Below are 26,799 nucleotides of genomic sequence, written 5' to 3'. Positions count from 1 at the left end.
CCGGCCGCCCGCTCGGCGCGCACCAGACCGAGGACCTGGACGACGTAGAGGACGCCGGCCAGCACGTAGAGCGCGCTGCCCCAGATGGTCAGCGCCCACGCCACCGGCTGCACGACGCCGGCCCACGCACCGCCGCCGTCGGCCAGCAGCAGCAGCGGGAAGGCGTACAGGAGGATGAAGGTGGCCGCCTTGCCCAGGTAGTGCACCTGCAGCGGCGGGTAGCCGTGCCGGCGCAGCGCCAGCAGCGCGACGCCGAGGACGAGCTCGCGGCCCACCAGCACCGCGACCAGCCACAGCGGCACGACGTCGCGCAGCACGAAGGCGATCAGCGTCGCGACGATGTAGAGCCGGTCGGCGGCCGGGTCGAGCAGCGCGCCCAGCCGGCTGGACTGACCGAGGACGCGGGCGAGCTTGCCGTCGGCCCAGTCGGTGACGCCGGAGACCATCAGCACGACGACCGCCCAGCCGTCGGCCTCCGGGCCCAGCAGCAGCCACAGGAACAGCGGGACGCCGAGCAGCCGCAGCACCGACAGCGCGTTCGGCAGCGTCCAGACGCGGTCGGGGAGCTCGTTGCGGTCGGGCACCGGCGGCGTGCCGGGCGCGGGCCGTCCCGGGGACGCCGGGACGGCGGCCGAGCGCCCCTGCGACGACGTCACTGCACCTCCACCCCGCTGCACACCGTGCCCGAGGCTAGTGTCCCCCGCCGACGACCTCCCGCGGCGCACCGGAGCCCGTGCGCCGCCGGCCCCGCTCGCCCCCGTCCGGCCGGCTCCCGGCCCTCCCACGATCCTGCGGGCGGCGGGGAGGACGGCGGCCCTCCTGCAGGGTCCCGCCGCGAGCCCGCGCGCGGTGGGGGCAGCGGAAGGACCCCGTCCTCCCCACCCCTCGCGAGCTCGGGACGGTGCCCGGGACGGCGCCGCTCAGGCGGGGACGGCGACCAGTGACGCCGGCGCCGGCTCGTGGCCCAGCGGCCGCCGGCCGAAGGAGCCGGTGCCGTGGCTGACCGAGCGCAGCGCCCCGGCGTAGCCGAGCAGCTCCACCTCGGGCACCTCCGCCCGGACGGTGGTGCGGTCGCGGGTGGGGTCGGCGTCGCTTCCGGTGACCCGGGCGCGGCGGGCGGACAGGTCGCTCATCACCGCGCCGACGTGCTCGGCCGGGACGACGACCTCGACCTCGCACCACGGCTCGAGCACCCGGGTGCCCGCCGCCGCGGCCAGCTCCCGCACCGCCAGTGCCCCCGCGGACTGGAAGGCGGCGTCGGAGGAGTCCACCGAGTGCGCCTTGCCGTCGACGAGCACGAAGCGGACGTCGACCAGCGGCCGGTCGCCGTTGACGCCCTTGGCGGCCTGCGCGCGGATCCCCTTCTCCACGCTGCCGTGGTACTGGGAGGGGACCGCGCCGCCCACGACCCGCTGCTCGAAGGAGATGCCCGACCCCGGCGGACCGGGCTCGGCCTCCACCACGACGACGGCGTACTGGCCGTGGCCGCCGGACTGCTTGACCAGCCGGCCGGTGGCGCGGGCCGGGCCGGCCAGGGTCTCCACCATCGGCACCCGCACCGGCACCGTCGTCACCGCCACGCCGTGCCGGGTGCGCAGCCGCTCCAGGAGCACCTCGCCGTGGGCCTCCCCCACGCACCACAGCAGCAGCTGGCCGGTGTCGCGGGAGCGCTCGACGCGCAGCGTCGGGTCCTCCGCGGCCAGCCGGGCCAGCGCCGGGCCCAGCCGGTCCTCGTCGCTGCGCGAGGCGGCCTCGACCGCGACCGGGTGCTGGGGCACCGGCAGCTCCCACGGCGGGACCAGCCGGGGGTCGCCGGGCGAGGACAGCGTGTCGCCGGTCTCGGCCGAGGTCAGCCGGACGACCGCGCAGACGTCGCCGGCCGGGGCGGACGCGACCGGCCGCAGCACCGCTCCCAGCGGGGAGGACACCGCCCCGACACGCTCGTCGGCGTCGTGGTCGGGGTGGCCGCGCTCCGCGCCGCCGTGGCCGGACACGTGCACCGGGGTGTCGGGGGTGAGCGTGCCGGAGAACACCCGCAGCAGGGAGACCCGGCCGAGGTAGGGGTCGGTCGTGGTCTTGACCACCTCGGCGACCAGCGGGCCGCCCGGGTCGCAGGTCAGCGCCGGCGCCGGGCGGCCGTCGGGACGGGTGACCGGCGGGCAGCCGTGCTCGCAGGGGGAGGGGAAGGCCGCCACGAGCAGGTCGAGCAGCTCGGTCACCCCGATCCCGGCCAGCGGCGCCACGCACAGCACGGGGTGGAACGAGCCGCGGGCGACGGCGGTCTCCAGGTCGGCGACGAGGTCGGCGACCGACAGCTCCTCCCCGGCGAGGTAGCGGTCCATGAGGGTCTCGTCCTCGCTCTCGCCGATGACGCCCTCGATGAGCTCGGCGCGCAGCCGGTCGGCCTCCTCCAGCCCCGGCGTGTCGTCGTCCACGTGCGGCTCGAGCAGCGAGACCAGCCCGCTCACCGAGCCGCCGGGGCCGCGGGCGACCAGGTGCAGCGGCGCGACGCCGTCGCCGAGCTCCTGCTTGCACAGCCGCACGGTCTCCTCGACGTCGGCGCGGGCACGGTCGAGCTGGGTGACCACGACGGCGCGCGGCATGCCCACCGCGGCGCACTCCTCCCACAGCGCGACGGTGGCGGCGTCGACGCCGCCGACGGCGGAGACGACGAACAGCGCGGCGTCCGCGGCACGCAGCCCGGCCCGCAGCTCGCCCACGAAGTCGGGGCTGCCGGGGGTGTCGAGCAGGGTGATGCGGGTGCCGGCGTGCTCGACGGTGGCCACGCCGAGGGTGACCGAGCGCTGCTGGCGGACCTCGACGTCGTCGCTGTCGAGGCAGGTGCTGCCCTCCTCGACCCGGCCCATGCGCGGCAGGGCGCCGGTGGCCACGAGCAGTGCCTCGGCGAGGGTCGTCTTGCCGGCGCCGGCGCGACCGACCAGCGCCACGTTGCGCACCTGGGCGGGCTCGCGCGGAGCCGGCGCAGGGACGGCGTCCCTAGGCACGGGAGCCGCCCGGCCGCTCGTCCCCGGCCGGGCGGCCGGGTCCACCGCCCTCTGGATCGGTCCTGTCGACTGCTGGGTGGGGCACGGTGGCCTCCCGGGTCGGTCACGGGATGTGTCTCGTGTCACACCCTGCCTCCCGCCGCGTGGGCCGGGCAAGCCCCCCGGGCGCGCCCTCTCAGCCGGGCGGCGGGGCGGCCGCACCGACCGCCACCTGAGCGGTGGTGCTCGCCGCCCGCGGCGCCGACGTCGCGGTCCCGGGCGGTCGCCCGCGGGGGTGAGACTGGAGCGGTGACGAGCGCGACCGGCGACCATGCGGCGGGCCGGGACCAGGAGAGCGACCGCGCGCACGCCGTCCCGCGGGAGGCCGCCGACGGCCCGCCGCCGTGGGTGGCCGCGTGCGGGACGCCGGTCGCCGTCGTCCAGGGTGCGTGGAACGGGCGCCGCGGGCTCGGCTCCGCGGCTCCCTGCCCGGAGTGCCGGCGGCTCGTGCCCGCCTGAGCCACCGGCGCGGACCGGCGGCCCCGCGCCGTCCTCCCGCACCGCAGCGCGTCCTCCCCGACGGTCGGCGCTCGGGGAGGACACGCCACGATCGGGTCACCTGATCGTGGCCGCCAGCGCCTCCCCGTCGGCGTCCTCGCCCTCGTCGGGGTCGGGCTCGGCCACCGTGGCCCCCGGCAGCCGCACGGTGACGACGGTCCGGCCGGGGACGCTCTCGACCCCGACCGTGCCGCCGTGCCCGGTGACGACGGCCTGCACGATCGCCAGGCCGAGGCCCGTGCTGCCGCCGGCCCGCGAGCGCGAGGAGTCGCCCCGGGCGAAGCGCTCGAACACCCCGCCGACCTGGTCGGCGGGGATGCCCGGGCCGTCGTCGGCGATCTCGAGCACGGCGTGCCCGTCGGCGCGCAACCGGGTGGTCGCCGTCGTGCCGGCCGGCGTGTGCGTGCGGACGTTGGCCAGCAGGTTGGCCAGCACCTGGTGCAGCCGCGCGGTGTCGCCGGGCACGAGGACGGCGGCGCGCGGCAGCTCGACCCGCCAGCGGTGGTCCGGGCCGGCCGCGTGCGCGTCGCTGACCACGTCGAGGACCAGCCCGGTGAGGTCGACGGTGCCGGTCACCAGCTCCCGGCCGGCGTCGAGGCGGGCGAGCAGGAGCAGGTCGTCGACCAGCCCGGACATGCGCACCGCCTCGGCCTCCACCCGGCGCAGCGACGCGTCCGCGTCCTCGGGCAGCCCGCCGCGTCGGCGGACCAGCTCGGTGTAGCCCCGGATGGAGGTGACCGGGGTGCGCAGCTCGTGGCTGGCGTCGGCGACGAACCGGCGCAGCCGCGTCTCCGAGGCCTGCCGGGCGGCGATGGCCGACTCCACCGAGTCGAGCAGCCGGTTGAGCGCCGCGCCGACCCGCCCGACCTCGGTGCGCGGGTCGGTGTCGGCGGACGGCACCCGGTCGGGCAGCCGGACCTCGCCGCTGGACAGGGGCAGGGCGGCGACGCGGCCGGCGGTGGCGGCCACCCGGTGCAGCGGGCGCAGCGTGCGGCCGACGACGACCGCCCCGACGGCGCCCGCGGCGAGCAGCCCGAGCAGCCCGGCGGCCACCCCCACGACGACCAGGCGCAGCAGGGCGGCCTCGGCCGAGGCCAGGGGCAGGCCGGTGACGATCACCTCGCCGCTCCCGGCCGGCGTGGCGACGACGCGGTAGTCCCCCAGGCCACCGAGGTCCACGGTGCGCGGGACGCCGTCGGCCGGTACCGCGGCCAGCGCGCGGGCCAGCGCGGCGGTCTGGCGCGCGGTCAGCGGCTCGCCGTCGCCGTCGACGTCGATGACGGCGGCCTCGGTGACCGCCCCGTCCTCGACGCGGGCGCCGAGCGTGCCGTCGCCCTGGCCGGGGGCGAGCAGGAAGTCCGGCCCCGCACCGTCCTGGGCACCGCCGTCCCGACCACCGCCGTCCTGACCACCGCCGTCCTGGCCGTACCCGCCGGGGGGCGCGCCGTCGGCCGACGCCGAGCGGGCGACGGCGGCGGCCAGCCGGGTGTCGACCTGGTCGACGAGCTCACCGCGGACGGCGGTGGTGGCCACGACCCCGACGACGGCCAGGACCAGCGCCAGGGGCACGAGGAACGCCCACAGCAGCCGGGTCCGCAGCGACCACCGCCGGCGGTGGGGACCAGTCGTCATGGCGGCCACGGTCCACGCGGCGGCTGGGGGCTCCCTGGACGCCGGGATGGAGGCGGCTGGACGGCGCGGGGCCGGGCGCCTCGGAAGGCGAAGCGCTCCTCGTGCAGCCGGTCGGCAGGCCGGCCTCCTGCCGCGGCCCCGGACGGCGTCCATCAGCCCCGGCGGGCCGCACACGGTGCAGTCCGCACCGGGTCTCGTGGCGCAGCCGCCGCGCGGGCCGAGGCGACGCCCGCCGCGAGCACCAGCAGCGTCCCACCCACGGGAGGCAGCGGTGTCCACGGGCTCCGGCGTCGGCCGCCTCCCCTCGCCCGTCGTCCCCTCGCCCGTCGTCGTCCCCCGGCAGGCTCCTCGCGCTCCCGCGGCCGCGGTACGGCCGTGCCGCGGCTGCCCTCCGCGCACGCGCCGGCCACCGCGGCGACGCGGGGCACGGACCGCGCCGCCCGGTCCGGGGGTGCACCGGGGGTCCTCCTACCGCGTCCGCAGCAGGCCGGGCAGCCTGCGGGCGGACGACGACGGCGCACCGCCCGGCCGGAGACCCTCGTCGCATGACCTCTCCGCCTGCGGCCACCGTCGCGCCCGTGTGCGCGCCGCCGCGCCAGGGACCGACCGGGGTGTCAGGGTCGTCCGGTGAGCGCGCAACCCACGGCCGGGACCGCGGCTGCCGGACCCGCGACCGGCGTCCCGGGGCCGGCGCCGGCGCCGTGGCGGTGGGCACAGGACCACCCGCGCCTGGTGGACGCGGGGCTGGCCGTCGTCGTGCTCGCCGTCGCGACGCCCGGGCTGGACTCCCGCGGGCGCGGCGACGGCGGCTCCGACGCGGTGACGCTGGGAACGCTGGTCGTGGCGGCGGCCGCGCTGGTGCTGCGCCGGCGCAACCCGCTGGCCGTCTGGGCGGTGGCGGGGGTGGCCGCCGTCCTGCACGGCGAGGGGGGCACGGCCCTCGCCGTCCCGGCGCTCGTCGCGCTCGGCACCGTGGGCGACCGGGAGCCACTGACCACCACCGTCCTCACCACGGCGCTCACCTGCGCCGGCTTCGCGCTGGCGCGGACGCCGGTCGACGGGCCCCTGGTGGAGGGCCGCGGCGACTCCCCCGTCCTCTCGGTGCTCGCGCTGAGCGGTTCCGCCGCCGCGGTGGGGGTGGCCGTCCGCAGCTCGCGGGCCGCGCTGGAGGCCGCCCGCGCCCGGGCCCGGCAGGCGGAGCTGACCCGGGAGGAGGAGGCCGAGCGGCGGGTCACCGGCGAGCGGCTGCGGATCGCCCGCGAGCTGCACGACGTCGTGGCCCACCACATCTCGGTGGTCAACGTGCAGGCCGGCGTCGCCCGGCACCTGGTGGACGGCCACCCCGACCAGGCCCGGTCCGCCCTCGGCCTGGTGCGCGAGGCCAACCGGACGGCGCTGTCGGAGCTGTCGGCGGTCGTGGGCCTGCTGCGCTCCGCGGACGGCAGCGCGCCGGCCGAGCCCGCGCCCGGGCTGGACCGCCTCGACGCGCTGCTGGAGTCGGCCCGGCGCACCGGGCTGCGGCTGACCGCCACGACGCGGGGCGCACCCGCGCCGCTGGTCGTCGAGCACCGGCCGCAGGCGGTCGTCATCGAGGTCGGCAACCCCGTCGCCGCTGGCGTCGCCGGGCGGCGGGCACGGGCTGATCGGCATGCGCGAGCGGGTGGAGGCCGTGTCCGGGACGCTGATCGCCGGCCCCTCCCCGGACGGCACCCTCACGGTGCGGGCGTGCATCCCGAGGGGGCCGGCGTGACCGTCCGCGTGCTGCCGGCCGACGACCAGGTGCTCATCCGCTCCGGTTCCGCCGCCCGCCTGCACCTGTCACCGCTGACGGGCACGACGCACGGGAAACGGGCGATGAGCGAGCTGCGGGTCGGCGACCGCGCCCAGCTGGTCGTGCTCACCCACCGGACCGGCCTGGTCCACGCCGGCGACCCCGGACGCCGCCCGTGACCCCGCCCGCCGGAGAAGGGAGAACCGTGCAGCCGACCCGCACCGACCAGCGTGCCGCCACCAGCTGGGGCCTGACGCAGGCCGAGGCGCAGGCGCGGCACCGCCGCGGGGAGGGCAACGCCGCCCCGCGCGGGTCCACCCGCGGCTACGCGAAGATCGTGCGCACCAACGTCTTCAACTTCTTCAACTCCGTGCTGTTCACCATCGGCGCCGCGCTGCTCGCGCTGGGCCGCTACAGCGACGCGGTCACCAGCGTCGGCCTCGGTCTGGTCAACGCGGCGATCAGCGCCGTCCAGGAGATCCGCGCGCGGCGCAAGCTCGACCGGCTGCAGCTGCTCTCCCGCGGCCGGGTGACGGTGGTCCGCGACGGCCGGGACGTCGAGGTGGTCCCCGACGAGGTCGTCCGCGGTGACGTGCTGCACGTGCGCCCCGGTGACCAGGTGGTCGTCGACGGTCCGCTGCTCGAGGGCGCCGTGGAGGTCGACGAGTCGCTGCTGACCGGCGAGTCCGAGGCGCTGCCCAGGGGCCCGGGCGACGACCTGCTGTCGGGGAGCTTCTGCGCCGGTGGCGAGGGGTGGCAGCTGGCCCGGGACGTCGGCGCGGCGAGCTACGCCTCCCGGCTGACCGCCGACGTGCGGCGGGTGAGCACCGACGCCACCCCGCTGCAGCGGAAGATCGACTTCGTCGTCCGGCTGGTGATGGTGCTGGTCGGGCTGATGAGCGCGACGATCCTGCTGCAGGCCGCGCTGGAGGGCTTCTCCGTGGTGCGGGTCGTGCAGACCACCGCGGTGCTGTCCGGCCTGGTGCCCTACGGCCTGTTCTTCCTCGTCGCGCTGGCCTACACCATCGGCGCCGCCGCGAGCGCCCGCGACGGCGCGCTCGTGCAGCAGGTCAACGCCGTGGAGTCGATCAGCAACGTCGACGTCGTCTGCACCGACAAGACCGGCACGCTCACCACCGGCCGGCTCAGCCTGGCCGAGGTCGTGCCGGTCGGCCCGCTGCCGGCGGCGGAGGTGCAGCACCTCGTCGGGACGGCGGCCCGCAGCACCGCCGCGGCCAACCTGACCACCGCGGCCCTGGCGGCGGCGCTGCCCGGCGAGGAACGGCCGGTGCGGGAGGAGGTCCCGTTCTCCTCGGCGCTGCGGTGGAGCGCGGTGCGCACCGACGACGGCGTGCTGGTCCTCGGAGCGCCGGACAGCCTCGCGCCGGCGCTGTCCGGAGGGCGCCTGCCCGGCGCGTCCCTGACCGAGGCCGTCACCGCCCGGACGTCGCAGGGCCTGCGGGTGCTGGTCGCCGCCCGCCCCGTCGACCCCGCGGCGCCGCTGCGCGACGACGCCGGCCGTTCGCGCCTGCCCGCCCTCGAGCCGCTGGCCCTGGTGGTGCTGGCCGACGAGCTACGCCCCGGCGTGCCCGAGACGATCGCCCGGTTCGCCGCCGACGGCGTCGACCTCAAGGTGGTCTCCGGCGACGACCCGCTGACCGTCGCGGCCCTGGCCCGGCAGGCCGGGCTGGCCGCCGGGGAGCCGGCGACGGGCGCCGAGCTCGCCGCCCTCTCCGACCCGGCGCTCGACGCGCTCGTGGCCCGCACCGCGGTGTTCGGCCGGGTCGCCCCGGAGCAGAAGGAGCGGCTGGTCGACTCGCTGCGCCGGCAGGGCCGCTACGTCGCGATGATCGGCGACGGGGTCAACGACGCCCGCGCGCTCAAGCGGGCGCAGGTCGGCGTGGCGATGCGCAGCGGCAGCGCGGTGACCCGCGACGTGGCCGACATCGTGCTCACCGAGGACGCGATCGGCGCCCTGCTGCCCGCCCAGCGGGAGGGCCGCCGGATCATCACCGGCATCGGGACCTCGATGCAGGTCTTCCTCGCCCGGGTCGGCACCCAGGGCCTGGTGATCGTGGCCGTCACCATGCTGGGGCTCGGCTTCCCCTACTCCCCCGCGCAGGTCGGGCTCACGCTGCTCACCGTCGGCGTGCCCACGCTGTTCCTCACCACCTGGGCCCGCCCGCAGCGCCCGGACCCGCAGCTGCTCACCACGCTGTGGCGCTTCGTGGTCCCGGCGATGGTGGTCACCGCGGCCGGCGGCGTCGCCGTGTACGCCACCCTCTACACCGCCCTGGTCGACACCATCGGCACCGAGCGGACGCCGGACCAGGTGGTGGCCGACTTCGAGCGCTACACGGGCGTCTCCTCGACCGACGTGGGGTTCGCCGAGGCCGCGGCCACCATCGGCGCGCAGACGGGGCTGTCGACGTTCGTGTCCTACGCGGCGTTCCTGCTGATCCTGTTCCTGCACCCGCCGAACCGGTTCTTCGCCTCCTGGACCCGGCCCGACGGCGACCGGCGGCCGGCGCTGCTCGTCGTCGGGCTCGTCGTCGCGTTCACCGGGCTGCTGTTCGTGCCGGTGCTGACCGACTACTTCGGCCTCACCGATGCCGCGGATCCCGTCTTCGCCACCGTGCTGCCGGCGCTGCTGCTGTGGTTCGCGATCCTCACCGCCGTGTACCGGTTCCGGCTGCTGGAGCGGGCGCTCGGCATCGCCCCGCAGCAGACCTGACGCCCGGCCCGTCATCCGCGCTCAGCCGTCGATCCGGCCCAGGACCTCCCCGAGGGGGATGCCCGCCGCCCGCTCCCGGCCGACGACGACGACGTCGTCGGCGCCGCCGGGCCCGGTGGCCTCCGCCAGCGCCTGCTGCAACCGCTCCCACCGGGCGGCGTGCCGGCGCATGCGCCCGGCCGGGATCGCCCGCCCGCGGACCCGCTGGCCGTCGGCGGCGTCCTCCGGCGAGGTGTCCAGCAGCACCAGCCGCACCGCGCGCCCGGCGCGCCGGGCGGCCCGGAGCACCACCCAGCGCCACCACGGGCTGGTCCAGGGGTCGGTGAGGACGACGACCGGCACCGGCCCGGCGAGGACCCGCAGGACGCGCACCCGGTGCACCGCGTGCACGAGCGGGCGCAGCAGGCGGTAGGGCAGCAGCGCCGCGGCAGCGCGCAGACGCTCGGCGACCTGCTCGGAGTCCACGCCGACGACGCCCGGCACGTCGCGGGCGAGCACGCGGCGCAGCAGCGTGGTCTTGCCGCTGCCGGGCAGCCCGCCGACCACCACCAGCGCGGCGGCGTCCGCCGCGGGCTCGGACAGGCCCGGGCGCGGCAGCGCCCCGGTCGATCCGGTCATCTCCCCCACCTCCCGACGGCCAGGGTGCGCTCCTGTTCTCGGCGGGAGCCGGGAGACCGCTGGGCGTTCACCGGGAAGGACGATCGGGAGGCGGTGGACGTGCCCGCCGGCGCGGGCGCCAGGGGGCCGGCGGGGACGCCGGCGGGGGCCGTCATCGCAGGCCAGGCAAGCCTCAGTTGGCTGGCGGGCTCGACGGGGACCTGCCAGCCTGGCCGCATGACCTCTCTCCAGGACATGCCCTCGGTGCAGGACTGCTCAGTGAGCAGTTGTTCCTACAACTCCGAGCACAACTGTCACGCCGGGGCCATCACCGTCGGTGGCGACCACGCCCACTGCGGGACCTTCGTGGAGATCAGCTTCCGCGGCGGGATGACCCGCAACGGGATGGTCGGCGCCTGCCACCGCTCGGACTGCAGGCACAACGACAAGCTCGAGTGCACCGCTCCGGGGATCAGCGTCGGACCCGAGGCCGACGCTGCCGACTGCCTGACCTACGAGGCCCGGTAACCCCCGGCCCCCGCGCAGGTCCCGCGCCGAGCGGACGAGGCGTGGGGGCACCGGCGTCCTCCTACGAGGCCAGGGCGTCGATCCCCAGCGGCTCGGGAGCGAGCCCGCCGGCGGGGTCGGCGCGCAGGGCACCGTCGGCGACGGCGAGTGCGGCGACCGGGTCGGCGTCGTCGACCAGGACCGCACGGCCCGCGGTGGCCACCGGCCGCAGGGCGGCCAGCAGGCGGCGGCGGTCGGGGGCGGCCAGCCCGTCGGTGAAGCGGTCGACGAGCACGATCGTCGCGTCCTGCCCGGCGACGGCCTCGATCGCGTCGAGTCGCTGCCGCACGTCGTCGCCGGTGCGGGCGGCCAGCCGGTGCACCCGCACCGACGCGTGCCCGGAGGCGCACCGGCCGCTGGCGTCGTCCAGCGCGCTCATGACGCCGCGCCGGGCACCGGGCGGCCCCAGCAGCACGGTCACGTCGCCGACCGGCAGTCGCAGTCCCACATCCGCCCCCTCGGGTTCCGGTGAGGCGAGGCTAAGCTCACGGACCGGGGCTCGTCCAGTCCCGGACCGGGCGGCAGGAACCTCCGGAGGGCGCCGCCCCGGGAACGGGGCGGCGCCCTCCGGCGTGCGGGACGGTCGGCCGGTGTCGGCGGCCGTCGTCAGTCGTCGTCGCCGCCGTGGCCCCACCAGGGCCCACCGCGACCGCCCCGCCACCCGTCGCGGTCGGCGTCGGTCGCGTTCACCCGCTCGGTGATCCACGTCTCGAGGTCCGCGGTCCGCTCGTCGGCCTCCTCCTGGGTGAGGTGCCCGTCCTCGACGGCGGCGGCGATGCGCTCCTGCGCGGACTGCACCAGGGCGGCGACGAGGTCCTCGACGGCCACGCCCTGGTCCTCGGCCACGGTGGCCAGGCTGGCGCCGTCGGCCTCCAGCGCGGTGCGCAGCTCGTCCTCGCTCAGGCCCAGGGTCTCGGCGGCGACGGAGAGGTCGCCGCCGCCGTGGTACCAGCCGTGTCCGCCGAACCCGGCGTCGCCGAGCGTGGTGGCCACCTCGTCGGCCTGCTCCTGGCTGAGCGAGCCGTCGTCGACGAGGCCCGACAGGGCGTCACGGATGCGGTCCTCGATCGTCGTCTCGGTGCTGGTCGAGGTGGGGTCCTCCTCGGCCATCGCGGGCACCGCGAAGGCCAGGCCGGTCAGGGTCAGCGCACCGGCGGTGGTGGCGATCACGAGCTTCTTGCGCACGGGAGACTCCTCGTCCGGCGGCCGGGCTCTCCGGCCTTCGCCCCCAGGATGACGCCCGTCCCTGTGACGGAGCTGTCAATGTGTCACGGCGGAGCTGTGGACCCGGCGGGCGGGAGCCGGCCCGGATCTCCCCCGGGCGCCCTCGTGCCCTGCACACACGGGCGAGCAGGCTGTCCGCCGGTGTCGAGCACCCGCACCGCCGTCGTGCGCGCCAGGCCGGCGAGGACGTCGTCGGCGGCGGCCAGCGGCAGCACGTACTTGCGGTCGACGCGGGTCTGCAGCGCCGCCCGCTCGACGAGCTCGGGCAGGCCGACCGGCTCGGGCGATGCGGCGCACGGCAGCGCCGGTGCCGGCGTGCGCACCGCAGCGGCGGTCACGGCCGCACGGGGGCCGGGCGCAGCACCGCAGAGGCGGGCGCCGCCTCCGCCGCGACGGCCGCGGACGCCCGCTCGGGGACCTGCTCGAACCGGACGTCGACCCAGGTGGTGTCGTCGACCAGGTCGACGCGCTGCACGGTCACCTGGTGCGCGCGGGCGCCCAGCAGGGCCTCCAGGTGGCCGGTCAGGGTCGGCTCGTCGGTGACGGCGACGTCCAAGACGATGAGTTGTTGGTGATAACGGCGGACCAGGCGGGGGTGACCGGCGGCCCACAGGACGGCGACGACCAGCGCCACGAGCGCGGCGGTCAGGACCGGCGCGCCGTCGCCCGGACCACCGAGCAGGCCCAGCGCCAGGGCGGCGAAGTAGTAGGCCACCTCGTGCTGGTCGAGCTCCGTGGGGCGCAGCCGGATGATCGACAGGACGCCGAAGAGGCCGAGACCCGGGCCGGCGCCCACACCGCTGCTGCTCAACGCGGCGGAGACGGCGAGGACGCCGACGTTGACGCCGAGGTAGGCCACGACCAGGTCACGGCGGCGGTGGCGGTGGCGGTGGCGCTGGCGCTGGCGCTGGCGCTGGCGGGGGAAGTGGACGCCGAAGGTCAGGACGCCGATGGCGGCGAGGTCGGCGGCGAGGAGTGCGAGGGGTGACATCCGGCTCCCAAGCGGTGGGCAGTCAGCCGTCGGCCGCCGGGGGCACCGTGGGGTCGTGGCCGCCGACCCCCGCTCCCCCGTGCTCGCCCTCGACCACCCCGGCACTGCGGGCCCCGCGCCGGCGCCCGGCCGGCGCCTTCCCTGGGGGCTGCGCTGGCCCTCGCACTGGCGGTCGTGGCGGCGCTGACCCTCGTGCCCGAGGGCTCCGGGTGGGCGTGGGGCGCGCCCTCGACCGAGGTGGACTGGTACCTGACCGGCCTGACGTCGCCGGCCACGCTGCTGCAGCTGATCGGGAACCTGGTGCTGCTGGCCGTCCCCGCGGCACTGGCCGTGCGGCTGTGGCCGGGGATGGCACACCCGGCCCGGCTGGCGGCCGCGGCGCTGGCCGCCGGCGGCACGATCGAGGTGCTGCAGTTCCTCCTGCCGCTGGGCCGGGTGGTCTCTCCCGTCGACGCGCTGCTCAACGCGGCCGGCGCCGTGCTGGCCGGGCTGCTGGCGGCCGCGGCCCACCGGGGACACGTGGGTCAGCACCACCCGGCTCCTCGCGGTCGGCAGTCACCCGGCGCAGCGGACGTCGTCTGCAGCGGGCCGGCCTCCCAACGCCCGGACCGGAGCGCCGTCCCGTCCCGGATCACGCGGACCGGTCGAGCACTGGACGAGAGACCGCTCGCGATATATCGTTAGCGTCATCGACCGGCACTGAGGAGTCCCCGTGTTCCCCTTCCCCACCCCTGAGGGCCCCCCCGGCCCCTGGCAGTCCGGCCGCGGTGCCCACCAGCACCACGCGCGCGGACACCACCCCCACGAGCGCGGCGCGCACGGTCGCGACCGCGGTTTCGGCCCCGGTCCCGGCGCGTTCGGCTTCGGCGGCCCCGGCGGACCCGAGGCCGGCGACCCCGAGGCCCGCGGCTTCGGCCCGCGCGGCTTCGGCCCGCGCGGCTTCGGGCCACGCGGTTTCGGGCCCGGTGGTCCCGGCGGTCCCGAGGGCGGCTGGCGCGGTCGCCGGGGCGGCGGCCGCGGGCGCGCACCGCGCGGTGACGTCCGCACCGCCGTGCTGCTGCTGCTCGCCGAGCAGCCGATGCACGGCTACCAGCTCATGCAGGCCATCGCCGAGCGCAGCGGCGGCCGCTGGACCCCGAGCCCGGGCGCGGTCTACCCGACCATCAGCGCGCTGGAGGACGAGGGGCTGGCCACCGTCACCGCCGACGCCGGCCGCAAGCTCGTGACGCTCACCGAGGCCGGGCGCGCGCACGTCGAGGAGCGCCGCGCCGCCTGGCCCGACCCGTTCGGTGGCGCCCGGGGCGGCGCGGCCGGCCCGGACCTGCGCAGCCTGCTCGAGGAGGTGCACGGCGCGGTGCGCCAGGTGGGCCGGACCGGCTCCGAGGCGCAGCTCGCCGCCGCCGCCGCCGTCCTCGCCGACGCCCGCCGCTCGCTCTACCTGCTGCTCGCCGACGGCGCCGAGGGCCCCGGCGCGACCGACACCGCCGAGACCCCCGGGACCCCCGGGGTCTGATCCGGCGCCTCCCCCACCCCCTCGCCGCGGCGAGCCTGCCGAGCCCCTCCGGCTCCTCCCTCGCGGGGACCCGGGAGGTCGCGGCGGGCGGCCCGGGGTGGCCGGCTCCCGAGCGAGGCGACCTGCTCGACGAGCGGGCCCGGTCCCCGCCCACCGGCCCCGCCGGTGCTCAGCCGAAGCGGACGGGCTGCCCGGTGGCCTCCAGCACCGACATCCACAGGTCGCCGAGCGGGTCGACGTGGTTGCGGCGGCTGACCGCCAGCGCCATCGGGATGTGCACGAAGCGACGCCGGCGCCGCGCCACGATCACCTCGGTGCGCCCGGCCATCGCCGCGTGCACCGCGGCGTGCGCCAGGCGCAGGCAGTAGGCGCTGTCGTAGGGGTTCGCCGGCACGCTGCGGATGGCGTAGCTGGGGTCGAAGTAGCGCACGTTGTTCTCCACGCCGTGCGCGTCGAGGTGCTCGACGATCTTCCTGCGCAGCAGCCGGCCGATGTCGCCGAAGCGCACGTTGCCCGACGCGTCCCGGCCGGGCTCCTCCCCTTCGACGTGCTCCTGCCCGGCGCCCTCGGCCACGACGACGACGGCGTGCCCCCGCTCCTCGACGCGGTGGCGCAGGTTCTCCAGGAACCCGTGCTCCCCGCCCAGCGCGAAGGGCACCTCGGGGATGAGGACGTAGTCGGCGTCGTCCTTGGCCAGGGTCGAGTAGCACGCGATGAAGCCGGAGTGCCGGCCCATGAGCTTGACCAGGCCGACGCCGCCGGGCGCGGAGCGGGCCTCGACGCTGGCCGCGTGGATCGACTTGGTGGCCTCGGACATCGCCGTCTGGAAGCCGAAGCTCTGGTCGATGTAGGGGATGTCGTTGTCGATGGTCTTGGGGATGCCGACGACGGCGACCTTGAGCCCGCGCTCCTCCACCTCGGAGACGACGTCCATGGCCCCGCGGATGGTGCCGTCGCCGCCGATGACGAACAGGATGTTGATGTTGAGGCGCTCCAGCGCGTCGACGATCGCCTCGGGGTCCTGCTTGCCGCGGGAGGTGCCGAGGATCGTGCCGCCCTCGTCGTCGATGTGCATGACGACCTCGGGCGTCAGGTCGAGGACGTCCTCGCCGAACTCGGGGATGAAGCCGCGGTAGCCGTTGCGGAAGCCGACGATCCGCCGGACGCCGTAGTGCCGGCTCAGCTCGAGCACCAGCCCGCGGATGACGTCGTTGAGGCCGGGACACAGCCCACCGCAGGTGACGATGCCGACACGGGTCTTGGCGGGGTCGAAGTAGATCTTCTTGCGGGGGCCGCCGGGCTCGAGGCTCGGCAGCTGGTCGAGGGGCACCCCCCGCTGGCCGATCATGGAGATCGTGTCGTCGAAGAGGATGCGGTCCTCCTCGACGACGGAGTGCTGCGTCGTCTCCCGGGCGCCCAGCCTCGGGGCGAGCGGCGAGTCGATGCGGCAGGGGCCCAGCGTGCGGACGGCGAGGTCCGCGTGGTCGACCATGGGAGGACGCTCCCACACGCACCCAGTCGTCATGACGACTGGGTGCGTGTCGCGCGTCCCGGCGTGTCAGATGGGGAACTCCACCCCCTGCGCCAGGGGCAGCTCACCGGAGTAGTTGATCGTGTTGGTGGCCCGCCGCATGTACGCCCGCCAGGCGTCCGAGCCGGACTCCCGGCCGCCGCCGGTCTGCTTCTCCCCGCCGAAGGCGCCGCCGATCTCGGCACCGGAGGTGCCGATGTTGACGTTGGCGATCCCGCAGTCGGAGCCGTCGGCGGCCAGGAAGCGCTCGGCCTCGGCCTGGTCGGAGGTGAAGATGCTCGACGAGAGGCCCTGGGGGACGTCGTTGTTCATCGCGACGGCCTCCTCCAGCGTCCGGTAGGTCATCACGTAGAGCACCGGCGCGAACGTCTCCTGCCGCACGACGTCGGTCTGCCCGGGCATCCGCACCAGCGCCGGCTCGACGTAGTGGGCCTCGGGCGCCTCCTCGGCCAGCCGTCGCCCGCCGCCGGCGACCACCTCGCCACCCTGCTGCCGGGCGGCCTCGAGCGCGTCCTGCATCGCCTTGTACGCGGCGTCGTGGACGAGCGGACCGACGAGCGTGCCCTCGGCCATCGGTGAGCCGATCGGCAGGTTCCGGTAGGCGGCGGCCACCCGCTCGACGAGCGCGTCGACGACGTCGACGTGGGCGATGACCCGGCGCATCGTGGTGCACCGCTGCCCGGCCGTGCCCGCGGCGGAGAAGACGACGCCGCGGGTGGTCAGGTCCAGGTCGGCCGACGGCGTGACGATCGCGGCGTTGTTGCCGCCGAGCTCGAGCAGCGACCGGCCGAAGCGGTCGGCCACCCGCGGTCCGACCGCGCGGCCCATGCGGGTCGAGCCGGTGGCCGAGAGCAGGGCGATGCCCGGGTGGTCGACCAGGGCCTCGCCGACGTCGGCGCCGCCGAGGACCACCTGGCTCAGGTCCGCCGGGGCGCCGGTCTCGGCGACCGCCCGGTCCAGCAGCGCGGCGGCGGCCAGGGCCGACAGCGGCGCCTGCTCCGAGGGCTTCCACACGACCGGGTCGCCGCACACCAGCGCGATGGCGGTGTTCCACGACCAGACGGCGACCGGGAAGTTGAACGCGCTGATCACGCCGACGACGCCGAGCGGGTGCCAGGTCTCCATGAGCCGGTGTCCCGGGCGCTCGGAGCTGATGGTGCGGCCGTAGAGCTGGCGGGACAGCCCGACGGCGAACTCGCAGATGTCCACCATCTCCTGGACCTCACCGGCCGCCTCGGAGGTGATCTTGCCGACCTCGAGGCTGACCAGGGTGGCGAGGTCGGCCTTGTGCTCGCGCAGCAGCTCGCCGAGGCGGCGCACCAGCTGCCCGCGCACCGGCGGCGGCGTCGTCCGCCAGGTGCCGAACGCCGCGCCGGCCCGGGTGACCACGTCGTCGACGTCCCCGGCGCCGGCCCAGCGGACCGAGGCCAGCGGCGCGCCGTTGACCGGCGAGGTGACCGGGTGGTCGCCGGCGACCGCGTCGAGGTCGACGCCGCAGCGTCCGGCGGCCTCGCGGGCCAGGGTCTGGAGCTCCTCGGCAGTGGGCAGGGCGGTCACGTGCGGCTCCCTCGGGATCGGGATCAGACGATGTTCAGCTCGGGGCGGGCACCCGCGCCGGCGAAGCGGCGGACGTCGAGGGCGGCGACGTCGACGAACGGTTGCTCCCCCAGGTACAGGTCGCGCACCACCTCCCCCACCGCCGGTCCCATGAGGAAGCCGTGCCCGGAGAAGCCGGTCGCGTACAGGAACGTATCGACCCCGCGCGCGCGGCCGATGAGCGCGTTGTGGTCGGGCGTCATCTCGTACAGCCCGGCCCAGCCGGAGGCCACGCCGACGCCGGCCAGCGCCGGGGCCCGCCGCTCGATCGCCTCGCCCAGCCGCGGCAGCCACGCGTCGGAGCGGGTGAGCCGGAAGCCGGGGGTCTCCTCGGGGTCGGACATGCCCAGGAGCAGGCCCTGCCCCTCCCGGTGGAAGTAGAAGGAGGTGGCGAAGTCGATGGTGAACGGGGTGTGCGGGTCCAGCCCCGGCACCGGCTCGGTGACCAGGACCTGCCGCCGCAGCGGGGTCACCGGCAGGTCCACGCCGGCCCACGCGCCGACCTGCGCCGACCAGGCCCCGGCAGCGCAGACGACGGCGTCGGTGCGGACGGTCCCGGCCTCGGTGCGCACCGCGGCGACCCGTCCGTCGACGACGTCGATGCCCGTGGCCGCGCAGTGCGGCACCACGGTGGCGCCCGCGCGGCGGGCCGCCGAGGCGTAGCCGAGGACGACCGACTCGGGGGTGCAGTGACCGTCGGCCGGCGACCACGCGGCGGCCAGCAGGCCCTCGGGGCTGATCAGCGGGGACAGCCGCTGCGCCTCGGCGACGTCGACCATCCGGCTGGGGAGACCCAGGTCGTTCTGCAGGGCGACGGCGGCCGCGAAGTCGGTGACCGCCTCCGGCGTGCCCAGCAGGAAGAGGTACCCGACCGGAGCGAAGTCGATTACCTGGCCGAACCGCGCGGGGAAGTCGCGGAAGGTCTCCAGGCTCCGGGCGCCGAGCGCGACGTTGACCGGGTCGGAGAACATCGCGCGGACGCCGCCGGCGGCCTTGCAGGTCGACCCGGAGCCCAGGGCGTCGCGCTCGACCAGGACGACGTCACGCACCCCGGCCCGGGCCAGCTCGTACGCCGTCGCCAGGCCGACCACTCCGCCGCCGACGACCACGACCGACGCGGACGACGGCACCTGCTGGCTCATCGGGGGCCTCCTGGAGGACGGGTACGGGTCCCCATCCTGGGTGCGCGCCGCCCGCGACACCATCCCCCGGAGGCTCGCTCCCGCCGCCGTCCGTCGGGGGCGGGAGTGTGCACCTGTCGGGGTCGCGGCCGCGTCGACGTCCCCGTCGAGTGCACGACGGCGCCCGAGCGGCCGGCCGACCCCGGGCGTCACCCGCCGAGGGCGGCGACGACCTCCGCGGTGGTGCAGCGGTGGGACAGCAGGCTGTAGTCCAGGGCGGCCAGCGAGCGCCGGGCGGCGTCCTCGTCGACCACCCCGCAGGCGTCCTCGACCACGACCGGCAGGAGGCCGAGGTCGGCGGCGTGCCGGGCGGTCGGCTCGATGCCGATCTCCAGGACGGCGCCGACCAGCAGCAGGGTGGTCACGCCCCGGTCGCGCAGCGCCGCCTCGAGCGGCGTGCCGACCAGCGCCGACATCCCCAGCTTGTCGAACACCGGCTCGCCGTCGACCGGGGCCAGCTCGCCGGTGATGCGGGTGTGCTCGGCGTCCGGCGGGAAGGCGGCGGTGACCGCCTCGGCCCGGTCGGTCCGCTGCCAGGCCATCGCCGTGCGCAGCGCGGTGACCCCCATGTGCGACGGCGGCAGCGACACGTGCCGCACGTAGAACACCGGCACCCCGGACGCGCGGGCCGCCCGCAGCACGTCGTCGATGCGCGCGACGAGCCCCTCGCGGTCCCGGACGTGGGCCAGGATGCCCACCTGCGCGTCGTAGACCAGGACCGCGCTGGCCTCCGGGCGGCACATCTCGGCCACCGTCTCCGGGACGTCCACGCCGAAGGCTCGCTGCATGCCGGGAGCGTCCCAGCCGCGGGCGGCCGCCACCAGCCCCGTACGGCGGCGTCCCCGGCCCGGTGGTAGGCACGGGGCGCAGCCGATCCGGGGAGGCGACGTGCAGGCAGTGGTCTACGAGCGCACCGGCGGGCCCGAGGTGCTCACGGTCCGCGACGTGCCCGACCCGGAGCCCGGGGACGGCGAGGTGCTGGTCGACGTCGAGGCCGTCGGCGTCAACTTCCGCGACGTCTACGAGCGGGAGGGCCGCCCGCCCTACACCGCCGACCCGCCCGCGGTCCTGGGCGCGGAGGGTGCCGGGCGCGTGGTGGGGACCGGGGAGCGGGTCGCCTGGCTCGGCGTCCCGGGCAGTTACGCCGCCCGGGTGGCCGCGCCGCGCGCGGCGCTGGTGCCCGTCCCGGACGACGTGAGCTCCGAGGTGGCCGCCGCCGTGATGCTGCAGGGCTGCACCGCCCGGTACCTGGCCGCCGACTCCCACCCCGTGGCCGAGGGCGAGTGGGTCGTGGTGCACAGCGCCGCGGGCGGGGTCGGGCTGCTGCTCACCCAGCTGGTGCGCGACCGCGGCGGGCACGTGCTGGCGACGACGTCGACGGAGGAGAAGGCGGAGCTGGCGCGGGCCGCGGGCGCCGACGAGGTCGTCGTCGGCTACGACGGCTTCGCCGAGCGGGTGCGCGAGCTCTCCGGCGGCGAGGGCGCCGCGGCGGTCTACGACGGCGTCGGGCGGACGACGTTCGCCGCGGGGCTCGAGGCGCTGCGGCCGACCGGGCGGATGATCGTCTACGGCGCCTCCAGCGGGCAGCCCGAGCCGCTGGAGGTGCAGCGGCTGGCCGCGCACGGCTCGCTCTACGTGCAGCGGCCGACGCTGGCCACCTACACGCGCACCCCGGAGATGCTGCGCGAGCGGGCCGGCGCGGTGCTGGACCTGGTGGCCGCCGGCCGCCTCGACGTCCGCATCGGCGCCCGCCTGCCGCTGGCGCAGGCCCGCCGGGCGCACGAGGACCTCGAGGGCCGCCGCACCACCGGCAAGGTGCTGCTGATCCCCTGACGCCTGCTGCCCTGACGCCTGATGCCCTGGCGCGCGGTCTCACCCGCCCAGGGGGACGACCCGCCACCGCTCGTCCAGTGCGGCCGCGTCGTGGGTGACCAGCAGGACCGTCCGCCGGTCCCCGGCGAGCAGGGCGAGCACGCGGGCGGACAGGTCGGGGTCGAGGTGCGCGGTCGGCTCGTCGAGGAGCAGCACGTCGGCCGGGCTGAGCAGCGCCCGGGCCAGGCCCACACGGGCCCGCTCCCCCGCCGACAGGCGCTCGCCGGCGTCGCCGAGCCAGCCGTCCAGGCCCACCGAGCCGAGCACGGTGCCGAGGCCGACCTCGTCGAGGGCGGCGGCGAGCTCGTCGTCGGAGGCGCCGGGCCGGCCCAGGCGCAGGTTGGCCGCCAGGCTGCCGGCGAGCACCTGCGGCTCCTGCGGCGCCCACGCCAGCCGGGACCGGAGGCCGGCGAGGGACAGCCGGCGCAGGTCGGCGCCGCCGAGCGTGACCCGGCCGGCGTCGGGGTCGTAGGAGCGCAGGGCGAGCGCGAGGACGCTGCTCTTGCCCGCCCCGCTGCGGCCGGTCAGGGCCACCTTGGCGCCGTCGGCCACGGTGAGGTCGAGGCCGGCGACGGCCGGCCGCGCGGACCCCGGGTACGTGAGCGTGACGCCCTCGAGGCGCAGTGCCGACCCGGGCGGCAGCGGCAGGGGCGAGTCCGGGTCGGTCACCGCGGGCGGCAGCTCGCCGAGGGCGCGCACCCGCCCGGCGGCGGCGCGGATCCCGCCGGCGGTGCTCCACGCGGCCCCGAGCCCGCCGACCGCCTCGAAGGCCCCGAGCACCCCGAGCGCGCAGGCGGCCAGCAGCAGCGGGCTCGTCGTCCCGCCGGCGACGTCCTGCCCGACCAGCCACAGCGCCGCGACCAGCCCGAGGCCGGGGACGCCCTCGCGGCAGGCCGTCGTCAGCGCGGCGAGGCGGGCCGCGGCCCGCTCGGCGTCCTCCTGCCGGGCGAGGTGGGCGTCCAGGCCGCGCAGGGCCGTGGCCCCGCCGTCGCCACTGAGGTGGTCGGCCAGGCCGCGCACCAGGTCGAGGGTGTCGGCCGCGACGTCGGAGTCGGCGCGGGCGGCGGCCACCGCCGCCCGCCGGCCGAGGCGCGCGGCCGCGGCCGGCACGGCGACGCCCAGGAGGAGCAGCAGCCCGGCCAGGACGGCGGCCGTGGCCGGCGACACCAGGGCGGTGAGGGTGACCGCCACCCCGCCGGCGACGACGGCGACGCCGGCGGGCACGAGCAGGCGGGCGACGACGCCCTGCAGCTCGTCGACGTCGGCCCGGACCCGCGACAGCAGCTCGCCGCCGCGGGCCCCGGTGAGCGCGGCCGGCGCGAGGGGCGTGAGCCGCTCCAGCAGCCGGGCGCGGACCCCCGCCACCATCCGGAGGGTCACGTCGTGGGTGACCAGCCGCTCGGCGTAGCGCACGGCGGCCCGGGACACGCCGAACAGGCGCACCCCGGTGATCAGCGGCATGAGGGTCAGCAGGGTGGTCGGCCGCTGCGCCGCGCCGGTGATGAGCGCGCCCGAGGTGGCCAGCAGCGCCGCGCCGCACAGCACCGTGAGCGATCCCAGCGCCACCGCGAGCGCCGCCCGCGGGAGCCGGACGAGCCCGAGCACCTCCCTCACCGGGGCACCGCCGGCTCGTGCACCGCGCCGTCCTCGACGGCCACCACGCGGTCGTGCAGCGCCAGCGGCGCGCTCCGGTGGGTGACGGTGACGACGGTGCGCCCCGCCGCGACCTCCTCCAGCGCGGCCAGCACCTCCCGCTCCCCCTGCGGGTCGAGCTGTCCGGTCGGCTCGTCGAGGACGAGCAGGGCGGCGTCCTTGACGTAGGCGCGGGCCAGCGCCAGCCGCAGCCGCTCGCCGCCCGAGAGGCGGGCGGCGTCCTCACCGAGCGGGGTCTGCAGGCCCTGCGGCAGCCGGCGGACGACGTCCAGCAGCCGGGCGCGGGCCAGCGCCTCCTCCACCTCGCCGTCGGTGGCGCCGGGCCGGCCGAGCCGCACGTTGTCCGCGACGCTGCCCGGCAGCAGCCACGGCCGCTCGGGCACGTAGGCCACCGTCGCCCGCCAGGCGTCCGGGTCGAGGTCGGCCAGCGGGAGGCCGTCGACCAGCACGGCGCCCTCGTCGGGGACGGCGAACCCGAGCAGCACCCGGACGAGGCTGGTCTTGCCCGCGCCGCTGGGCCCCACCAGCGCGGTCCGCGACAGCGGCGGCAGGTCCAGGTCGACGCCGGAGAGGGCCGCCCGCTTGCCGTGGCGCAGGGTGACGCCGCGCAGCCGCACGTGCGGGACGCCCGGCGGGACGGCGCGCGTGCCGCGGGCCGGCTCGGGGGTGTCCAGCAGCGCGAACACCCGCTCGGCGGCCGGCCGGCCCTCCAGGCCGGCGTGCCGGTCGGCGCCGAGCGCGCGCAGCGGCGCGAAGAACTCCGGGGTGAGCAGCAGCACCAGCAGGGCGCGCTGCAGTGTCATCTCCGCCTCGAACAGCCGCACGCCCACCGTGACCGCGACCAGCGCGGTGCACAGCACCGCGCCGAACTCGAGCACGAAGCCCGACAGGAAGGCGGTGCGCAGCAGCCTCATCGTGCTGGCGCGGTGCGCCTCGCTGACGTCGGCCAGCCACCGGGTGCTCGTCCGTGCCCGGCCGTAGGCCACGAGGGTCGGCAGCACCCGGAGGGTGTCGACCAGCGCCGACCCGAGGCGGGCGAGCGTCTCCCACGAGGCACGGGCGGCCCGCTCGGCGACGGTGCCGGTCAGCCAGAGGAAGAGGAGCACGAGCGGGCCGGTGAGCAGCAGCAGCACGCCGCTGGCCGGGTCGAGCACCAGCACCGTCGCGGCCACCAGCGGCGGGACGACGGCCGCTGCCACGCCGCCGGGCAGCAGCCGCCCCACGACGCCGTCCAGCTTGCCGACGCCCTCGGTGACGGTGGTGACCAGCTCTCCGCCCCGCTCGCCCTCCACGGCGCGGGGGCCGAGGGCGGCGAGCCTGCGCAGCAGCGCGGCCCGCAGCGTCCGCCGGACCCGAGCGGAGGTCCTCGCGGCGGCGCGGTCGCGGACGGCGAGCAGGCCGGCCCGGGCCAGCCAGGCGGCCAGCGCCCCGGCGAGGACGCCGGCCAGCGCGCTCGGCGTCGCCTCGCCCGTGGCCACCGCGCTGACGAAGGCGGCGACCAGCGACCACTGCACGACGACCAGGACCCACGTCAGCACGCCGAGCACGCCGCAGGTGAGTGCCAGCCGGCGGGGGCCCGGGAGGGCGAGCAGACGTCCTGCTGGACCGTGGCCCATCAACGACCGTGGCCCGTCAGTAGCCGTGGGTGAGGGCGCCCTCGTCGGGGCGGACGCGCTCCCGGAAGACGTAGTAGTTCCAGATCTGGTAGCCGATGATCAGCGGCAGGAAGATCCCGCCCACCCAGGTCATCAGGACCAGCGTGTAGTTCTGGCTCGCCGTCTCCTGCAGCGTCAGGCCGAAGTCCGGGTCGAGGGTCGAGGGCAGCACCTCGCCGCGGGTGAACAGCGCGATGAACACCGTCACCGTGGCGAACAGGACGGTCAGGCCGCTCATGGTGAAGGCCAGGGTGTCCCGGCGCCGGGACAGCGCCAGCCAGATGCTGGCCAGCGTCAGGAACGCGGCCACCGGGAAGACCCACGGGAGGATGCCGAAGTCCTCGAACAGGTCCTCGGTCACGTAGCCCATGACGACGAAGGCGACGATCGCGACCGTGGCCAGCGCGCCCCACCGCAGCGCCGCCGTCCGGGCGCGGTTGTACAGGACGGTGTCCTTGTGCAGGCGCAGCAGCAGGAAGTTCGCGCCGTGCAGCGTGAACAGCAGCAGGGTCGACAGCCCGCCGACGACGGAGAACGGCGTGAACATCTCGGCGAACCCGCCCTGCACCCGGCCCTCGCGGCCCACCGGCAGCCCCTCGATGATCTTGGCCATGATCACGCCCCACAGGAACGAGGGCACGACGCTGCCGCCGAAGGACATCCAGTCCCAGAGGTCGCGCCACCGCTTGCTGTCGACCTGGTTGCGGTACTCGAAGGCCACGCCCCGGAGCAGCAGGGCCAGCAGGATCAGGACGAACAGCGGGTACATGCCGCTGAACACCGCGCCGTACCAGACGGGGAACGTGGAGAACATCAGCCCGGCGGCGGCGATCACCCACACCTCGTTGCCGTCCCAGAACGGCCCGATGGTGCCGGTGAGCGCCCGCTCCTCGGGCTCGGTCCTGGCCAGCGTGGGCCGCAGGATGTCGACGCCGAAGTCGAAGCCCTCCAGGAAGAAGTAGAGGGTGAAGGAGAACGCGATCAGCCAGAACCAGAGCGTGACCAGGTCCACCGTCAGTTCCTCCTCTCGTACCCCTGGTGCCCGACGCTCTCGTAGTCCGGCGCCGGCGCGGCCACCAGCTGCGCCTCCGGCTTGCGGTGGATGCCGGCACGGGCGGTGACCGACAGCAGGTAGACGTCCAGCCCGATCAGCGCCAGGTACACCACCCACAGGCCGATCAGGCCGGCCAGCACCTCACCGGCGGTGTTGGCGCTGACACCCTCGGTGACGGTGAGCTCGCCGTAGACCATGAACGGCTGGCGGCCCATCTCGGTGACGATCCAGCCGGTGAAGTTGGCGATCCACGGCAGCGGGATGAACAGCACCAGCGCGCGCAGGAACCAGCGGGTGGTGTCGATGCCCTCCCTGCGCCGCCACCAGAGGAACAGACCGAGGAACGCCGTCGCCAGCAGCAGCGAGCCGATGGCGACCATGATCCGGAACGACCAGTACACCCAGGTGACCGGCGGGATGTAGTCACCCTCGCCGTAGAGCTCCTGGTACTCCTCGTTGAGCGGGATCAGCCCCTCGTACCGGCCCTCGAGGCTGTTGTAGGCCAGCACCGACCCGACGATGGGGATCTCGATGTTGAACGAGTTCTCCTGCGCCTCCTCGTCGATGAACGCGACCAGCGACCACGGGGCCGGGGAGTCCGACGTCTCCCACTGCGCCTCCATCGCGGCGAACTTCATCGGCTGGTCCTCGCGGGCGGCCTGGCCCGCGGTGTGCCCGCTGACGATGGAGAACACCGTGCCGATGGCGGCGAAGACCAGCCCGATCCGCAGCGAGCGGGAGTAGACGTCGGTGTCCTGGCGGCGCAGCAGGTGGAAGGCGCTGATACCGAGCACGAAGAACGCCGCGACCACCCAGGCGCTGCCCTGCACGTGGAAGAAGTAGAGCCAGGCCTTGTAGTTGAAGACCACCGCGGAGAAGTCGGTCAGGCGGGCCTGGCCGTCGACCACCTCGTACCCGACCGGGTGGTGCATCCAGGCGTTGGCCAGCACGATCCAGAAGGCGCTGATCTGGGTGCCGATGGCGACCAGCCAGATGCTGCCCAGCCGCATCCAGGGCTTGAGCTTGTCCTTGCCGAACCACCACAGCCCGATGAAGGTGCTCTCGAGGAAGAACGCCATGAGCACCTCGAGCGCCAGCGGGACGCCGAAGATGTTGCCGACGAAGTCGGAGAACTCGCTCCAGTTCATCCCGAACTGGAACTCCTGGACGATGCCGGTCACCACGCCCACGGCGAAGTTGATGAGGAAGAGGTGCCCGAAGAAGTTCGTCATCTTCTCGTAGACGTGGCGCCGGTCCTCGCGGACGTAGGCGATCGTCTCCATCACCGCGATGAGGAACGCCAGTCCGACGGTCAGCGAGACGAAGAAGAAGTGGAAGATGCTCGTCGAGGCGAACTGGAACCGCGAGAGCTCGACGACGTCCAAGGGGCATGCCTCGTTCCGTGTGGCCGGGCGCCGGGTGACGACACGGGGCTGGTTGCGGAGGAGCAGGCGTCCGGGGAGGCCAGCGTGTCACGCGCCGGGCCGGGCGGCACCGTGGATGCGCTCGCAGACGGGGGCGTTCCACTCGGGCTCCGAGGGTGCCGATGAGAGGGGCATGCGTGCCAGCTCCGTCGCCACCGCCCTCGCCGCCTTCGCCGCCGGGATGACCGCCTCGGCGGCCCTGCGCCGGCTCGCCGCCCCCAGCGTCCCCGCGCCGGCGGCCGCCGTCCCCGCCTCCTCCCCC

General features: G+C 76.5%; 23 protein-coding genes. 7 read left to right on the top strand and 16 right to left on the bottom strand.

Annotated elements, in window-relative coordinates; translation table 11 throughout:
• Both clsA and ABQ292_RS18955 read right to left on the bottom strand, forming a co-directional pair.
• Window positions 1-656: cardiolipin synthase ClsA (gene clsA / locus ABQ292_RS18960; protein WP_369209271.1), on the bottom strand; the 656-nt coding region annotated here is incomplete at its 3' end.
• A 264-nt stretch (window positions 657-920) separates the two neighbouring features.
• Window positions 921-3,005 carry an elongation factor G-like protein EF-G2 gene (locus ABQ292_RS18955; protein WP_369209270.1) on the bottom strand — a complete coding sequence of 695 codons (2,085 nt, stop codon included), beginning with the start codon at window positions 3,003-3,005 and terminating at the stop codon, window positions 921-923.
• Window positions 3,006-3,293: 288 nt separating this feature from the next.
• On the opposite strand from ABQ292_RS18955, the gene ABQ292_RS18950 reads away from it, so the two are divergent.
• Window positions 3,294-3,503, top strand: coding sequence for a hypothetical protein (locus ABQ292_RS18950; protein WP_369209269.1), 210 nt, complete (start codon window positions 3,294-3,296; stop codon window positions 3,501-3,503).
• A gap of 96 nt (window positions 3,504-3,599) precedes the next feature.
• Here the strand turns inward: ABQ292_RS18950 and ABQ292_RS18945 are convergent, their stop codons facing one another.
• Window positions 3,600-5,174, bottom strand: coding sequence for a sensor histidine kinase (locus tag ABQ292_RS18945; RefSeq protein ID WP_369209268.1), 1,575 nt, complete (start codon window positions 5,172-5,174; stop codon window positions 3,600-3,602).
• A 627-nt stretch (window positions 5,175-5,801) separates the two neighbouring features.
• On the opposite strand from ABQ292_RS18945, the gene ABQ292_RS18940 reads away from it, so the two are divergent.
• The gene (locus ABQ292_RS18940) at window positions 5,802-7,124 is read left to right on the top strand and encodes a sensor histidine kinase (protein ID WP_369209267.1); all 1,323 of its coding nucleotides are present in this window, start codon (window positions 5,802-5,804) and stop codon (window positions 7,122-7,124) included.
• Window positions 7,125-7,150: 26 nt separating this feature from the next.
• Entirely contained in the window at window positions 7,151-9,679 is a 2,529-nt protein-coding gene (locus ABQ292_RS18935) for an HAD-IC family P-type ATPase (protein WP_369209266.1), read from the top strand.
• A 21-nt stretch (window positions 9,680-9,700) separates the two neighbouring features.
• Here the strand turns inward: ABQ292_RS18935 and ABQ292_RS18930 are convergent, their stop codons facing one another.
• The gene (locus ABQ292_RS18930; RefSeq protein ID WP_369209265.1) at window positions 9,701-10,297 is read right to left on the bottom strand and encodes an AAA family ATPase; all 597 of its coding nucleotides are present in this window, start codon (window positions 10,295-10,297) and stop codon (window positions 9,701-9,703) included.
• Between the two features lie 216 nt (window positions 10,298-10,513).
• Here ABQ292_RS18930 and ABQ292_RS18925 point away from each other — a divergent pair, with 216 nt between their 5' ends.
• On the top strand, window positions 10,514-10,804 hold the full coding sequence (locus ABQ292_RS18925; protein WP_369209264.1) for a DUF1540 domain-containing protein: 291 nt from the start codon (window positions 10,514-10,516) through the stop codon (window positions 10,802-10,804).
• Window positions 10,805-10,865: 61 nt separating this feature from the next.
• Here the strand turns inward: ABQ292_RS18925 and ABQ292_RS18920 are convergent, their stop codons facing one another.
• The 4 genes from ABQ292_RS18920 to ABQ292_RS18905 all read right to left on the bottom strand — a co-directional run bounded on the left by ABQ292_RS18920 (window position 10,866) and on the right by ABQ292_RS18905 (window position 13,058).
• Window positions 10,866-11,291, bottom strand: a complete 426-nt coding sequence (locus ABQ292_RS18920; RefSeq protein ID WP_369209263.1) for a hypothetical protein — start codon at window positions 11,289-11,291, stop codon at window positions 10,866-10,868.
• 158 nt (window positions 11,292-11,449) lie between these two features.
• On the bottom strand, window positions 11,450-12,028 hold the full coding sequence (locus ABQ292_RS18915; RefSeq protein ID WP_369209262.1) for a hypothetical protein: 579 nt from the start codon (window positions 12,026-12,028) through the stop codon (window positions 11,450-11,452).
• 83 nt (window positions 12,029-12,111) lie between these two features.
• Complete coding sequence (locus tag ABQ292_RS18910) at window positions 12,112-12,405, bottom strand: hypothetical protein (protein ID WP_369209261.1); 294 nt, start codon at window positions 12,403-12,405, stop codon at window positions 12,112-12,114.
• Entirely contained in the window at window positions 12,402-13,058 is a 657-nt protein-coding gene (locus ABQ292_RS18905; RefSeq protein WP_369209260.1) for a DUF4956 domain-containing protein, read from the bottom strand. The genes ABQ292_RS18910 and ABQ292_RS18905 overlap by 4 nt, the downstream gene beginning before the upstream one ends.
• Window positions 13,059-13,232: 174 nt before the next feature.
• Here ABQ292_RS18905 and ABQ292_RS18900 point away from each other — a divergent pair, with 174 nt between their 5' ends.
• Both ABQ292_RS18900 and ABQ292_RS18895 read left to right on the top strand, forming a co-directional pair.
• The gene (locus ABQ292_RS18900) at window positions 13,233-13,742 is read left to right on the top strand and encodes a VanZ family protein (protein ID WP_369209259.1); all 510 of its coding nucleotides are present in this window, start codon (window positions 13,233-13,235) and stop codon (window positions 13,740-13,742) included.
• A gap of 28 nt (window positions 13,743-13,770) precedes the next feature.
• Window positions 13,771-14,571, top strand: a complete 801-nt coding sequence (locus tag ABQ292_RS18895; RefSeq protein ID WP_369209258.1) for a PadR family transcriptional regulator — start codon at window positions 13,771-13,773, stop codon at window positions 14,569-14,571.
• A 169-nt stretch (window positions 14,572-14,740) separates the two neighbouring features.
• Here the strand turns inward: ABQ292_RS18895 and ABQ292_RS18890 are convergent, their stop codons facing one another.
• The 4 genes from ABQ292_RS18890 to ABQ292_RS18875 form a co-directional block, all read right to left on the bottom strand.
• Window positions 14,741-16,063 (bottom strand): ATP-dependent 6-phosphofructokinase, encoded by a 1,323-nt coding sequence (locus tag ABQ292_RS18890; RefSeq protein ID WP_369209257.1) that lies wholly within the window; start codon window positions 16,061-16,063, stop codon window positions 14,741-14,743.
• A gap of 66 nt (window positions 16,064-16,129) precedes the next feature.
• Window positions 16,130-17,659 carry an L-piperidine-6-carboxylate dehydrogenase gene (gene amaB, locus ABQ292_RS18885; RefSeq protein ID WP_369209256.1) on the bottom strand — a complete coding sequence of 510 codons (1,530 nt, stop codon included), beginning with the start codon at window positions 17,657-17,659 and terminating at the stop codon, window positions 16,130-16,132.
• A 23-nt stretch (window positions 17,660-17,682) separates the two neighbouring features.
• A complete protein-coding gene (locus ABQ292_RS18880) occupies window positions 17,683-18,840 on the bottom strand; it encodes an NAD(P)/FAD-dependent oxidoreductase (RefSeq protein WP_369209254.1) in 1,158 nt (385 codons plus the stop codon).
• Between the two features lie 188 nt (window positions 18,841-19,028).
• Complete coding sequence (locus ABQ292_RS18875) at window positions 19,029-19,667, bottom strand: cysteine hydrolase family protein (protein ID WP_369209252.1); 639 nt, start codon at window positions 19,665-19,667, stop codon at window positions 19,029-19,031.
• A gap of 100 nt (window positions 19,668-19,767) precedes the next feature.
• On the opposite strand from ABQ292_RS18875, the gene ABQ292_RS18870 reads away from it, so the two are divergent.
• On the top strand, window positions 19,768-20,712 hold the full coding sequence (locus tag ABQ292_RS18870) for a quinone oxidoreductase family protein (protein ID WP_369209250.1): 945 nt from the start codon (window positions 19,768-19,770) through the stop codon (window positions 20,710-20,712).
• A 39-nt stretch (window positions 20,713-20,751) separates the two neighbouring features.
• Here ABQ292_RS18870 and cydC read toward each other — a convergent pair whose 3' ends face one another.
• The 4 genes from cydC to ABQ292_RS18850 are packed head-to-tail and all read right to left on the bottom strand — an operon-like array spanning window position 20,752 to window position 26,498.
• Complete coding sequence (gene cydC / locus ABQ292_RS18865) at window positions 20,752-22,365, bottom strand: thiol reductant ABC exporter subunit CydC (protein WP_369209248.1); 1,614 nt, start codon at window positions 22,363-22,365, stop codon at window positions 20,752-20,754.
• Window positions 22,362-24,020 carry a thiol reductant ABC exporter subunit CydD gene (gene cydD / locus ABQ292_RS18860; RefSeq protein ID WP_369209246.1) on the bottom strand — a complete coding sequence of 553 codons (1,659 nt, stop codon included), beginning with the start codon at window positions 24,018-24,020 and terminating at the stop codon, window positions 22,362-22,364. Before cydD ends, cydC begins: the two co-directional genes overlap by 4 nt.
• A 16-nt stretch (window positions 24,021-24,036) precedes the next feature.
• The gene (gene cydB, locus ABQ292_RS18855) at window positions 24,037-25,071 is read right to left on the bottom strand and encodes a cytochrome d ubiquinol oxidase subunit II (protein WP_369209244.1); all 1,035 of its coding nucleotides are present in this window, start codon (window positions 25,069-25,071) and stop codon (window positions 24,037-24,039) included.
• A 2-nt stretch (window positions 25,072-25,073) separates the two neighbouring features.
• A complete protein-coding gene (locus ABQ292_RS18850; RefSeq protein ID WP_369209242.1) occupies window positions 25,074-26,498 on the bottom strand; it encodes a cytochrome ubiquinol oxidase subunit I in 1,425 nt (474 codons plus the stop codon).
• Between the last annotated feature and the right edge of the window lie 301 nt (window positions 26,499-26,799).

It is taken from the genome of Geodermatophilus maliterrae (assembly GCF_041018925.1).
Lineage (GTDB): Bacteria > Actinomycetota > Actinomycetes > Mycobacteriales > Geodermatophilaceae > Geodermatophilus > Geodermatophilus maliterrae.
This window is presented reverse-complemented; position numbering and strand designations above follow the sequence as displayed.